We start from the raw sequence: 12617 nt of genomic DNA, 5'->3' as shown, positions 1-12617 counted from the left end.
GCCTATATCTGCGGGGACGCTGTGGTAGTTGTGGCCTCTCCGGAGGGTGCTGCCGTCGTCTCGGTCGGCTCGGGTTGCTCGGTCGGCTCGGGGGAAGGCTCGGTGGGGGTCGTCGGCTCCGGGGAGGATTGTGACGGCGTACTGGTGCTACCACCGGAGCTTCCCCCCGACCCGATGCTCGGCTCGTTCGGCGGATTGCGACGCGACCATCCCGTGCTGCTGCTCGTCGGCGCAGTGGTCGTCGACGTCTTCTCTTCCGCGGACGACGAAGGACCGGCGTTCGAGCCTCCGGTCTCGTCCGGCGTCTGCGGGATGTTCGTGGCCACATATCCGGGCGCTGTGTACTCGACCTGTCCGGCTTCCGCGGTCGTCGAGGTTGCGGTGGTCGGCGAGGGCGTGGGCGTCGCCGATGTCGATCGCGGCTGGGGCTGTGTGCCCGTCGGGACGATCGCGCTCGGCACGGTCGAGGTCGGAGGGTTCGCGTTTGCAGTGGACGTGTCGCGCAGCGTGAAGACGAGGACGCCGACGCCGACTATCAATGCGACTGCAGCGGCCGCGGCCCAGACCCCGAACTTCGACTTCTTCTCGGGATCATCGATGTCGGCTTCCGAACCTGCCGCATCGGTGGACTTGACGGGAGTCACCCGGGTGGGCGACCCCGCGCTCGCGACGCCGGCGCTTCTGCCTGCGTCTGCGGGTGTGGCAGCGGGGGGAGCGGTGGGCGTGATCTTGGCGATCACCGCGGTGGTCTCGGGATCCAGGTCGGCGCGCTTCGGGCCGCTCGGGCGAGTGGCAGGAAGCACCTGTGTGGATCCGAGGAGATCCACCGACCCTGCGGCAGCAGCGAGTGCCGCACCGCGAACCATCGTCTGGTGAGGATCGGGTGCAAGCGCACAGCGCACGCCGAGACCGGCCTTGATGGACTGAGTGACGATCTGCGCGGCGCTCGTATCGACCGTTTCGTCGAGGGTCACGACGATCGCATCGAGATTGGTCACGAGCCAGCCGAACGCTCCGAGTGCCGTCGACAACTGTGCGGAGACCGACGGGGCATCGCCTTCGGCGAAACGGAAGGCCTTACCCGCGACGACACCGGAACGGACGAGCGTGACGGTCGAACCGTGAGGGTCGATGTGGTAGACCGCGACGAGCCTTCCCGTCTGGTGCGCCACCTGCGACTCGAACCACGCGGCGGCGGCCTCGGCGTCGGAGATCAAGGACACGTGACGCAGGCCCACATAGTCGAGGGCGTTGCGGAGCAGCGCGACGGTCGAGGGCGGCCAGTCGGTGGGGTGGGAAGCCACGACAGTGTAGTTCGCATCGCCGATCATCGTCCCGGCATCGGCGATGAGGCATTCCATTGCCGTTGCGACGAGGTCTTCGGCACGGGACAGGGCGCCGTCGTTGGCCCGGACCCCATTGGAGCGACCCAGCCGGTCGACGAAGTCGGTGAACGAACTGGTGTTGCCATCGGCGACATGGTGTTCGCCTAGCGTGGCGGTGCCGTCGGAGTGCAGATGCACCGCGGTGCGCCGCTCGATGGGGTCCGGGTCCGGCCGTCCGGGAGAGGGGGAAGTAACGGCAACCGACGACACGGTGGTGCCGACCCTCAGGCCTACGCCTATGGACATGCCGAAGTTCCCCCATTCTGGTAGGTCGTGTCACGTCGTCGAACATCGACGCCGTAGCCCATTGCGCGGAGCATGGACAGTAGCTCGGAGCGGCTTCCGGCGCCGAGGCGGCGACGGATCCGGGCGACATGATGTTCCACGGTCTTCGCGGAAATGTACAGGCGATTCCCTACCTCGCGGTAGGTGAGGCCCGAAACTACGAGGTCGGCAACCTCTGTCTCGCGATCCGACAACGGTCCGCAGGCCGGCCGGTCGCTCGATGTGTCTCTTTCCGAGGCCGCGTCGGGAGCAGAATCGGGTGGTGACGGCGTCGCACCGGAGGTTTGCCGGACGGTGCGCGCGAGTTGCAGGAGCGCCGTCGCTGTCGAGGTGTCGGATGCCCGGAGCGCGCCTTCGCTCGCGAGCCGTGCGCCGTCCCACGGCAGCCCGATCGTGGCCAGCGCTTGCGCGGCGTCTCGTATCCGTGTGGCGTCGACGTCCCCCTTGAGCACGGTGAGCCATGCGTGTCCGGCGCGGGCGAGCGCCGCTGCATAAGAAGAGGACTCCGCGGCGGTGGCAAGGGCTCGTGCATGGGGGACGAGGTCGGCGGGGTGGTCGGCCGTGATCGCGGCCTGGACCCCGTACCAGTGCAGAGCAGCGCCCCACAGCGGGGGCTCGCCGAGTGCGGCGAGCAGATCGTGCGCCTGCGTCACCAAGTGCGCGATCCGGTCGGAATCTCCGGCGCGCACCCCTGCAAGCCACAACTCGCCGAGTGGTAGCAGGCCGAACAGGTCGACGGAGTATCCGGCGACCACCTCCTGAGCAGCAGCCCATTCGGTGAGCAACGAACCGAGGTCGCCCGTACGGCGCGCGAGTCCGACGCGCAGTCCATGCAGGAACAGTCGGTCGCGTGCGCGTACGACTTCCGGTGACACTGCTGCCACCTCGGCCGCCGCGGCAGCCATGTCTCCTCCCAGTAGTGACGCCCACGCTGTGAGAAGCCGGTGACGCACGCTGGAGTGGTGGGCGAGGACGGTCCGGGCATGGGACAGTTCGCCCGCGTGCAGACACAACAGCGCGGTGACCGCCTCGATACTGTCGGGTTGCATGCGCCCCGGCTGTGCGCCCCGGGTGGCGAGGGCGCGGGTGAGACGGTTCATCGCGATCCGTCCGTCGCCGCCCACCGATTCGCGGAGCCCCGCCTCGAACAGTTGCGCGGCCGCTGCCGACGATGTGGGCGCACCCGGCTCGGCGGAACGTAGCAGGGCGGCCGCGTCGGGGCGCCCGGCCGCGAGGAGAACTGCCGCGCCGATCGGTGCGTCGGGGCCCGCCCGGCCTGGGCCGAGCCATTCGTACAGATCGGCACTGCGACCGAGCATGCCCTGCTGCGCGGCGGCGGTCGCGGCGATGCGGACCGCGGTGCGCACGTCGACGACGGGTCGTGACGCCGCGTCTTCGAGGATGCGGTCGGTCAGTCGTTCGGCGGTCGCGAGATCGCCGGCGGCGATCGCGGCCTCGGCACGCCGGGTGGCGAGGGTGTCTGCGTCCGCGCCGGTCTCGACTGCGGTATCGAGCAGCATTGCAGCAACGGTGGAGTCTGCTGAATCCGATTGCGCGACCAGATATTCGGAAAGTCCTGGTTCGGTGATGCCGGTGGCGGCCAGTCGCACGGCGAGATCGATGGTGAGCGTGCCTTCGCGTGCGCGTACCGCAAGCAGTGCCCGGGCCAGTGCGCGTACTGCGTGAGCTCCCAGCAGCGCGGCGGGCACTCCGGCAGCTCCGGGAAGGAGAGCGTCACCGAGGAGAAGACCGCTGGCATGTGCCGCGTCGATGGTGTCGCGCGCCTGCTCGGGGCCGGCCGCGAGGACGGCGGCGAGTTCGGTGGCGTCGAGTGCAATTCCGAGGTCGGCGAGCGCGAGCACTGAGGCGAGTGCCCGGTCGGCCGCGACACGTTCACGGACCCGGGCCGCGACCGCCTGCCGCGGATCGGCGCCTGAGAGTAACGCCGACAACGCCGCCTCGGCGAGGTCGGGCACGCCACCGGTGAGACGGTGCACCGCCTGGATGCTCTCAGGCGACCGGTCCTGGCCGAGTGCGGAGGCGCGACCGGCGATTTCACGAGGAGTCCACGGCCGCAGTTCGACGAGTGCCGAACGGGCACTGAACGCCGAAGCCAGCGCACGCAGATCGACGCGGTGCGCCCGCGGTTCGGTCGCGACGACGAGCGCGTGAGTGCCGCTCCGCGCGAGGAGGGCGAGGTCTTCGACGACGTCAGCGGTCAGCGTGTGGGCGTCATCGACGATCCGCGTGGGTCCGGCAATATCGGTGTCGCGCAGGGCGGCGAGTATCTCGGACTTGCCGGTCCCCGCCCCACCGACGAGCAACAGCAGCGGCGGTTCGGCTGAGAGCGCACGCGTGACCGCGCGCGGCACGGGGCGCGGACGCCCGAGAAGAGACGACATCGAGGTGTGATCAGTTTCCGAGGAGACCACCGACGACGTTTCCGGTGCCGTCGAGAACGCCGCCGACCACATTGCCCGTGCCGTCCAGGACCTTGCCGACTCCGCTACCGACGCCGTCCACGACAGCGCCAGTGCCTTCACCGGCGCCTTGCAATGCGTCACCGACTCCGCTGCCGTCGGGTTGTGGTGCGGGCTGCGGCGCGGGTTGGGGCGCAGGTTGGGGCGCGGGAGCCGCCGGCACCACCGGAGCTGCAGTGGGAACGGGGACCGGTACTGCGTCGGTCGGCGCGGGTGCCGGTGCACCATCGGCGCCGTCCGCGGGCATGCCGGTTCCGGCCGGTGCGTCCGGAGTGGCGACACCGTTCCCGGTCGTGGCTGCGTGGGTGGCCCCCGCCGGCACTGCCGTCGCGGATCGCCCGGCGTCGCTGATGGTGACGCCAGACGACGGGTCGAGTGCCGGGGCCGACCCGGACGAGGGGGTATCGGTGGTGCTGGTCGTCGCTGCCTCCCGCACCATGTTGTTCGTTCCGCTGTCTCCGCTGCTCCCGAGGGTGCCGATGGCGAGGCCGCCGCCTGCGAGCAGGACGATCGCGGCAGCGGCGCTGCTGATGATCGTGGCCCTGCGGGCGCGGGTGCGTATCGGTTCGTTGGGCGCCGGATCGAGCACGGCGGGACGGTGCACTCCGGACACTGCGGCGAGCACGACGGTCTCGGCATCGTCGTTCGTCATGGGTGCAGGTGTCGGCATCGGGACCGGGGTCGAGTCTGCAGCGAAGAGCGCTGCGCCGTGCGCAGCGGTGAACGTGGGCTGCGGGGATGCGACGACCGGAAGGCCGAATCGAGACGAAACCAATTCGGCAACAAGGGGTATCGACGCTCCGCCGCCGGTGAGCAACACCCGGCCCACGTCGGAGACATCGATGCCGGCGGCACGCAGAGCGTCGTGCACCGTCTCGATCGAGGCCTCCAGTGGTCCGCGCGTGAGCTCCTCGAATTCGTCGCGTACCACCCGCACGCTCTGCCGGACGCCGGGTAGGTCGATCGTGACGGTGGTTTCGGTGTCGGACGAGAGCGCTTCCTTCGCGGCGCGGCAGTTCCAGCGCAGATCGCGCAGAAAGGGCACCATCGCAGGTGCGAGCAGGTCGGTGTCGGGTAGTGCGTCGCGTACCTGGTCGAGCACGTGCGTGGTGAGTGCGTGATCGAGCAGGTCGCCGGAGACCTCGACGTTCACCACCGGCCGTCCCAGGATCGCGGGAGCATTGCCACCGCGGAGCACCGCAACGTCGAGGGTTCGAGCCCCGAGGTCGTACACGACGGTGACATCGTCATCGGCGAGTGCCTCCCGCACGCCGTCGAGCCACCGCACGGCCGCTACCGGCTCGGCAACGAGGGTTGCGCTCACTCCCGCGCGGTCGAGCGCGGCCTCCAAGGAAGCGACCGAGTGCTCCGACCACGCGGCCGGATACGTCAGCGTGGTCGCCGGCGTCGGTGCAGCCGGATCCACCGCGTCGCGCAGCAGGCACGCGACGGCGGTCGCGGTGAGGTCTTCGCCCAGGTATGCCTCGCCGTCTTCCGTGAGGATGCCGACGGGATCGCCGACGCGTGCCGTGAACCCGGTCAGGGCCCGCGGCCCCGGACCGGTGAGGTGATCGAGATACGGGGCGCCGTCGGTGGGCAGATGCAGCTCCGTCGCGCGGACCAGCACAGCCGGTGCCCGATGGCCGGCCGGCTCGTGCACGGTGAGCGCCACCGCGTTCGCCGACCCCACCGTGACGCCGAGTCCTGATGCCATGCGCATACTCCTGATCCGGTCGGAGGCCTCTCCGACGTGGGTGCAGGGAACCTGCACGTATCTCGGCTCCTATGTCGTTCGCCGCGGCCGTGTTGTTAGCGGCGCCCACCCGGAGTGGGGCGAATCCCCTAACGCGCCGCGATCCCCCAACCGGCCGGGCGCCGTAGGTAGGGGGCGTGGACCCCTTGGGCGCTGGGGTCGGGGTTCGTAGCGTCGAAGGCAGATTCGACAACCCAGGAGAGACGCGATGTCCAATGCAGTGCTCGACTTCATCCTCGATCTGTTCCGCGATGAGAACGAACTTGCTCGCTACTGCGCGAACCCGGAGGCCGTGCTCGCCGAGGCAGGACTGAACGATGTCTGCCACGCCGACATCGTTGCCGTCGCGCCGCTTGTCGCCGATACCGGCCTGTTCGCAGGATCCACGGCGGACCTGACCGCCGTACTGAACGGTGCCGCAGGTGCTGGGGGCGCGCTGGCGAGTTCAGCGGGCCTTGCGGGGAGCGGTGCACTCGGACTCGGCGGAGCTGCCGGACTCGGCCTCGGCGCGAGCCTCGGTGCCGGACACGCCGGGAGCGTCACAGCCGGGGCGGGCGCAAGTGCAGGTCTCGACGTTGACCTGTCGAGCTCGCTCGGCGCCGCGCTCGAAATCGGTGGTGACCTCGGCGCGAACCTCGGCGCCGCACTCGGCGGTGCTCTCAGTGCAGGTGCAGGACTCGATCTCGGGGCGGATCTCGGACTCGACGTCGCAACGGCGATCACGACCGGACTCGGCCTCGGCGCTGGTGCCGCCGCAGGCTTCGGCGCGACCCTCGATGCTGCCGTCGCTGCGGTCGGCGGACTCGGGGCCGACCTCGGCGCCACCCTAGAGGTTGCGTTCGGTGTGGGCGGTGCGCTCGGTGCCGATCTCGGCGTGGCATTCGGCGGTCTCCTCGACAACGCGATCAGCGCAGGCGGCGAATTCTCTGCGGCGCTCGACGGGGCACTCGCCGGCGGAGCGGAGCTGGGTACGGCACTCGGCGTCGGCCTTGGTGGCGCGCTCGGCGCCGGTGCCGAACTCAGCGGCGCACTCGGCGGTGCCGTGGAATCGGTACTCGGAACCGGGCTCGAAGCCGACGCGGGCATCGGCCTCGTGGCAGGCCTGAGTGCGTCGCTGTCCGCATTGCTCGGCGCCGGAGGTGAGACCGCAGGAGACCTGGGCGCTGCACTCGGAACCGTAATCGAAAGCGGTGCCGACGGCGGGTTCGTGGGCGGCATCGATCTCGGTGGCCTCCTCTCGGGCTCGGGGGAGACGGACCTCGATCTCGGCACGGTCGTCGGTGGCGTACTCGGCGGCGCGCTCGGGCTGGACACAACGGCGACGACGGAGCTGTCCGCGGCACTGGGCGGTGCGCTCGACGCCGGGGTGGGCGCAGGCGCAGACCTCGGTGCGACCGCAGGCGGGGACCTGTCGGCGGTGCTCGGTTCGGCATTCTCCGCAGGCGGAGAAGCCGGTGCCCACCTCGGTGCGCAGCTCGGCGGTGCACTCGAGACCGGAGGTGGGTCGCTCGAAGCGGGCGGTGACCTCGCGACCGGGATCGCCACCACGATCGGCACCGGACTCGGAGCGGGAGCCGACGCGACGGGCCAGCTCGGTTACGCCCTCGACGGAGCGCTCGATGCGGGTGCAGGTCTCGTCGCCGGCGTCGGTGGTGACATCGCGACCGGAATCGACGGGGGGCTCGGGGCAGGCGTGGGTCCGGGAACAGATCTGGCAGGTGGGCTCGGTACCGCGGTCGAGGGGACCTTCGGTGCCGGTGCCGACCTCGGTGGTGGTCTTGGTGCAGGTCTGAGCAGTGGGCTCGGTACCGCGGTCGAGAGCGCAGGCGATGTCGGCGCAGATCTCGGTGCCGACCTGTCGGGCGGACTCGAGTCGGTCACCGACCTCGACGGCACCGCGACCGGGACGCTCGGTGGCGCTGTCGACGGGGCTGTGAGTGGTTGGTCGTCGCTGGACGGCGACGTGTTCGGTGCGGCCGAAGGCGCCGGTGGTCTGTTCGGTTCCGGCGACTTCATGGCCGACAGCGGCCTCGGCGGTGGCCTGTTCGGAACCATCGGCGCCGATCCGGCAGAGACGGTGGCCGGCGACCCGGCAGCACTGGACGACCCGATGCCCTGATCCGTCTTCCGGCTCCGGCCATAATGGCCGGAGCCGGCCCCACGACAGAAAGCGGTGCGACACCTCGCCATGTCACTCTCACCCGCAGATGCCGCCACCCGCCGCGCGGCGCTTGTCGATCTCATCGACGAGACGATTGTGTCGGCACGTGCCGCCGACCGCGTCGACCTCGATGCGCGGCTCGCTGCCGCTCGTACCCGGGTGGCCGACCCGAGGTTGCGTGTCGTCGTGGTCGGTCCGCTGAACCAGGGCAAGAGCAGATTCGTCAATGCGCTGCTGGGACTCGATGTGTGCTCCGTCGGAGACGACGAGACCACCGCGGTCCCGACGCTCGTGCAGCACGGCGACCGGCCTCGCGCCGACCTCGTGCTCGCAGGGGACGGGGCGGAGCGCATCGAGATCCCACCAGGCGACCTCGCCCGCGTCACTCCGGCAACCCCGCATGCCGACGGACGAACCGTACAGCGACTCGAGGTCAGCGCGCCCAGCCCACTGCTGGCCGACGGGCTGGTCTTCGTCGACACCCCCGGTGTGGGTGGTCATGGAAACCCGCACACCGCAGCAACATTGACCTTGCTTGCAAGTGCCGACGCGGTATTCGTCGTCTCCGACGCCAGTCAGGAGTTCACCGCCCCGGAGATGTCGTTCCTGCGTCAGGTGCACACGCTGTGCCCGGCGTCGGCGGTGCTGCTCACCAAGACCGACCTGTATCCGCACTGGCGTCGGATTCTCGACGCCGACCGGACACATCTGCGGGATGCGGGTCTCGACGTACCGCTCGTGCCCGTGTCGTCGCTGTTGCGCGAGTACGCCCTCCGTACCGACGATGCGTCGCTGCAGGCCGAATCGGGGTTCTCAGCGGTGTACGACTTCCTGCGTGAACGCGTGGTCGAGCGAAATGCCGACGCGGCTCGGGTGTCGGTCGCGCGCGACGTGCGGCGCGTGGTCGAGCATCTCGCGCTCGGTGTCCAGAGCGAACTCACCGCCCTCCGTGATCCGGCAGCCGGCGCCGCTGCCGTCGAGGATCTGCAGCGTGCCAAGACAGCGGCCGAGACGTTGCGGACACGCGCCGCGCGGTGGCAGATCACGCTTGCCGACGGCATCACCGACCTGGCAGCCGACGTCGACCACGATCTGCGCGACCGGCTGCGGAGCGTCACTCGCGCAGCGGAGGAGTCCGTCGACGAATGCGATCCCGGCCGCGAATGGCCCAGGCTCGGTCAGTGGCTCGGAGAGCAGGTCGCCGAATCGGTGGGTGACAACTTCGTGTGGGCGCACGAACGGGCCCTGGCGCTGGCAGGCACCGTCGCCGAGCACTTCGCTCTCGACGACGTGCAGCTGCCGGCGCTGCGCCTCGGTGACCTGTCGGGGCTGCTCGCACCCGTCGGCGACCTGTCGGATCTCGAATCGGGACGTATCGGTGTCGGGCAGAAGGTGCTCGTCGGGATGAAAGGTTCGTACGGCGGTGTGCTCATGTTCGGACTGGTGACCACTCTGATGGGGATGGCGCTCGTCAACCCGATCTCGGTTGGTGCCGGAGTGGTGTTGGGCACCAAGGCATATCGTGACGACAAGCAGGCGCGTGTCGTCAAGCGGCGGGCCGACGCGAAGATCGCCGTCCGAAAGTTCACCGACGACGTCAGCTTCCAGGTGGGCAAGGAATCGAAAGATCGGTTGCGGGTCATTCAACGACAGTTGCGAGATCACTTCACGGACATCGCCGACCAGACCCTTCGCTCGTTGTCGGAATCGATGAAGGTTGCGCAGGACGCCGCGAACGTCGAACAGCAGGAACGGCATCGGCGGGTCGCGGACCTCGAGCGCCAGGTGACCGAACTGACAGGCCTGCGCGACCGCATGGCCCGATTCGCCGGGGCCGAAGCGTGAGCGCGGCACTCGACCGCGCGCGCAGTCTCGTCGACGCTGCCCGCGCACGATACGGTGCAGACCCAGCGGTGGCCGAGTCGATCTCCGCCTGTGCGCGCCGGCTCGATCAACCGCTGCGCGTGGCTCTTGCAGGGTCGCTGAAGGCGGGAAAGTCGACTCTGCTCAACGCGCTTGTGGGACAAGATATTGCCCCCACCGACGCGACCGAGTGCACGCGCGTCGTGACGTGGTATCGGAACGGTCCCACCCCGACGGTGACCGCCTGGTACGACGGCGGAAGCAGGTGCGGTGTGCCGGTGCAGCGGCATGATCGCAGGCTCACATTCGACCTCGGCTCGCTCACGGCGGACCGCGTCGACTACATCGACGTGCAATGGCCTGCCAGCGCGCTCGCGCACACCACGCTCGTCGATACTCCCGGCACGTCGTCGCTGTCGCGGGACGTCTCAGCGCGCACCCTGGCTCTGCTGGCCCCCGACGATGCTGCGTCCGGCGCCGATGCGGTGGTCTATCTCATGCGCACCCTCGGTGCCGCCGACGTCGAGTTCCTCGACCGGATCGGCAGGCATGTGGGTGGCGAATCCGGCCCCCTCGGGGTGATCGGTGTCGTGTCGCGGGCCGATGAAGTGGGGGCGGGGCGCGCCGACGCCATGGCCTCTGCACGAGATGTCGCGTCGCGACTCACAGGTGAGCTCGAGCGAACAGGGTCGTGTCAGGCGGTCGTTCCCGTTGCCGGCCTCCTCGCGCTGGCTGCGCGCACGCTCCGGCAGGCCGAGTTCGCGGCGTTCGAGGCACTCGCGCAGGTGCCGGGGGAGCAGCTGCACATCGCGATGCTCTCCGCCGACCGGTTCTCACGACCCGACATCGAGCTCCCCGTCGACCCTGCGATGCGCGCACAGCTTGCAGATCGTTTCGGGCTCTTCGGTATCCGGATGGCCGTCGCGCTCGTCCAGCTCGGGATCCGTGATTCGCCGTCGCTCGCTGCTGAGCTCGTCGCCCGCAGTGGCCTGGACGAGCTGCGCCAGGTGATCGACGTGCAGTTCGGTCAGCGGGCAGATCAGCTCAAGGCGCACTCGGCGTTGCTCGCGCTCGACAAGGTGGTGCGCACATACGGAGACCGGGAGTTGCGTGCGGCGGTGCAGCGGGAGCTGGCCGACGGGCACGGTTTCGCCGAGTTGCGGCTCCTCGGCCGTCTGCGGTCGGCGCGTCTGTCGCTGGGCGATGATGACCTGGCAGACCTGCAACGCCTGATCGGGGGTTTCGGGATCGAGGCGACACAGCGGCTCGGATTGCCCGGTGACGCCCCACCCGCCCAGATTCGAGAAGCAGGTGTTGCTGCGGTCCGGCGGTGGCGTCAGTTCGCCGAGCATCCGCTGCTCGATCCGGCGACCGCCCGGGCGGCCACGGTGGCGGCGCGCAGCGCGGAGGGGATTCTCATCACGAAGGCAAACGAGGCGCGGTCCTCGTAGAAGCGGAGCAACGGACAGATACAAAAGTTTGCGAAGGTTGTATCTGTCCGTTGCTGTGGTGATCACCGTCGACGTGCCCTGCCTGCTGCGTCGAGCAGACGTGCGCGCACCGCGTCGAACTCGAACAGCTCTCGCCACGTCCATCGCACGACCTCGTAGCCGAGTGCTCGGATCGCGTCCTCTCGAAGTTTCTCGCGATGGATGGTGTCAGCGGTCGCGCCGGGCTCCTCGGAGTCGTACTTTCCGCGTCCGTCGAATTCTCCGACCACGCCGGGGTCTTCCCAGAAGAAATCGGGTCGGGCGACGAACACTCCGGAATCGGTTCGGAGTTCGTGCTGAAGTACGGGAGCGGGGAGGCCTGCGGTGTGGATCCGGAGCCGACTCAGCGATTCGCCGGGGCTCTCGCTGCGGCCGTCGAGGAACTCCACTGTTCGACGTGCCTTCGCGATCCCTTGGCGCGCCCGTCCTGCCGCAAGCATCTCGGGTCACAACAGGGCGACGTTCGGGTGCATCCGCAACGCGGAGTCTCCGGCGATCACCGCCTGGTCGACGGGTAGTGCGCGCGCCAGGTCGACGATCGTGCGAGCGACGGAGGTGACGGGCAGGCCTTCGACGTGGCAGATCTCCTCGGGCCGTAATGACGCCGTGTGGATGTGCCGGGTCTCGCGTCGGCTACCGCCGGAGGCGCGGTCGCGGGTGAGGTGGACGCACCTCGGATCGACGCCCCACAGGTCGAATCCGTGCAGGACGGCAGCCGAGACGTGGCTGATCGCTTCGTCGTCGGAGAAGGTGCCTCGGAGGGCCGTCAGGCGGGCACGGTGCCCGGCGAGGGGGTCGAGGTCGGTGGCGGCGTCGACATAGATTCCGCGTGCGATGCGCTTCAGCGATCCGTTGCGCAGCGCGTGTCGGATCTCGTCGGCGGTGGTGCCGGAGGCAAGCAGATCGGATCGGCGTTTCAGGGGTGGTTCGGTCATGCCTGTCAGCGTCGCGACCCACTACGACGAGATAGGGCGAATCCGGGGCCGGAGGGCTGGATCTGTGGACAACGCGGTCGCCTGTGGACAACCACGATTGCAACGCCTCCGGACAGATACCGCGCGTCGGGAATGGTGTATTTGTCCGCATGTCCCGTAAGCAAGAGTGATGTGCATCACATCCGGAACATATTCTCGTTACTTGCCGTTGGACCCATCAGACAACTTGAGCGCATATGACTCAACTTGCTTGACAGGCAGATGC

8 protein-coding genes are annotated in these 12617 nt (G+C 69.2%); 3 read left to right on the top strand and 5 right to left on the bottom strand.

What is annotated here, in order from left to right; all coding sequences use genetic code 11:
* Positions 1–2 precede the first annotated feature (2 nt).
* From ACSYG9_RS04255 to ACSYG9_RS04245, 3 genes are read right to left on the bottom strand one after another with little or no spacing between them, the layout of a single operon-like run.
* Positions 3–1631: a hypothetical protein gene (locus ACSYG9_RS04255; RefSeq protein WP_454841289.1), complete on the bottom strand. Its 1629-nt coding sequence runs from the start codon at positions 1629–1631 to the stop codon at positions 3–5.
* Positions 1622–4072, bottom strand: coding sequence for a LuxR C-terminal-related transcriptional regulator (locus ACSYG9_RS04250; protein WP_454841287.1), 2451 nt, complete (start codon positions 4070–4072; stop codon positions 1622–1624). Before ACSYG9_RS04250 ends, ACSYG9_RS04255 begins: the two co-directional genes overlap by 10 nt.
* A gap of 10 nt (positions 4073–4082) precedes the next feature.
* Positions 4083–5864: an Hsp70 family protein gene (locus tag ACSYG9_RS04245; protein WP_454841286.1), complete on the bottom strand. Its 1782-nt coding sequence runs from the start codon at positions 5862–5864 to the stop codon at positions 4083–4085.
* 247 nt (positions 5865–6111) lie between these two features.
* On the opposite strand from ACSYG9_RS04245, the gene ACSYG9_RS04240 reads away from it, so the two are divergent.
* The 3 genes from ACSYG9_RS04240 (at position 6112) to ACSYG9_RS04230 (ending at position 11378) form a co-directional block, all read left to right on the top strand.
* On the top strand, positions 6112–8022 hold the full coding sequence (locus ACSYG9_RS04240; protein WP_454841284.1) for an IniB N-terminal domain-containing protein: 1911 nt from the start codon (positions 6112–6114) through the stop codon (positions 8020–8022).
* A 69-nt stretch (positions 8023–8091) separates the two neighbouring features.
* Positions 8092–9909 carry a dynamin family protein gene (locus ACSYG9_RS04235; RefSeq protein ID WP_454841282.1) on the top strand — a complete coding sequence of 606 codons (1818 nt, stop codon included), beginning with the start codon at positions 8092–8094 and terminating at the stop codon, positions 9907–9909.
* Positions 9906–11378 (top strand): dynamin family protein, encoded by a 1473-nt coding sequence (locus tag ACSYG9_RS04230; RefSeq protein ID WP_454841280.1) that lies wholly within the window; start codon positions 9906–9908, stop codon positions 11376–11378. Before ACSYG9_RS04235 ends, ACSYG9_RS04230 begins: the two co-directional genes overlap by 4 nt.
* 62 nt (positions 11379–11440) lie before the next feature.
* Here ACSYG9_RS04230 and ACSYG9_RS04225 read toward each other — a convergent pair whose 3' ends face one another.
* Positions 11441–11857 (bottom strand): hypothetical protein, encoded by a 417-nt coding sequence (locus ACSYG9_RS04225; RefSeq protein ID WP_454841278.1) that lies wholly within the window; start codon positions 11855–11857, stop codon positions 11441–11443.
* Between the two features lie 6 nt (positions 11858–11863).
* Positions 11864–12352 (bottom strand): hypothetical protein, encoded by a 489-nt coding sequence (locus tag ACSYG9_RS04220; protein ID WP_454841276.1) that lies wholly within the window; start codon positions 12350–12352, stop codon positions 11864–11866.
* Between the last annotated feature and the right edge of the window lie 265 nt (positions 12353–12617).

Source organism: Rhodococcus sp. SJ-2, assembly GCF_053750035.1.
This window is presented reverse-complemented; position numbering and strand designations above follow the sequence as displayed.

What these genes read in the sequence shown, in the direction of transcription:
- ACSYG9_RS04240 (WP_454841284.1), top strand. Translation starts at nt 6,112, where the DNA reads ATGTCCAATGCAGTGCTCGACTTCATCCTCGATCTGTTCCGCGATGAG.
- ACSYG9_RS04220 (WP_454841276.1), bottom strand. Translation starts at nt 12,352, where the DNA reads ATGACCGAACCACCCCTGAAACGCCGATCCGATCTGCTTGCCTCCGGC.
- ACSYG9_RS04250 (WP_454841287.1), bottom strand. Translation starts at nt 4,072, where the DNA reads ATGTCGTCTCTTCTCGGGCGTCCGCGCCCCGTGCCGCGCGCGGTCACG.
- ACSYG9_RS04225 (WP_454841278.1), bottom strand. Translation starts at nt 11,857, where the DNA reads ATGCTTGCGGCAGGACGGGCGCGCCAAGGGATCGCGAAGGCACGTCGA.
- ACSYG9_RS04255 (WP_454841289.1), bottom strand. Translation starts at nt 1,631, where the DNA reads ATGTCCATAGGCGTAGGCCTGAGGGTCGGCACCACCGTGTCGTCGGTT.
- ACSYG9_RS04245 (WP_454841286.1), bottom strand. Translation starts at nt 5,864, where the DNA reads ATGGCATCAGGACTCGGCGTCACGGTGGGGTCGGCGAACGCGGTGGCG.
- ACSYG9_RS04235 (WP_454841282.1), top strand. Translation starts at nt 8,092, where the DNA reads ATGTCACTCTCACCCGCAGATGCCGCCACCCGCCGCGCGGCGCTTGTC.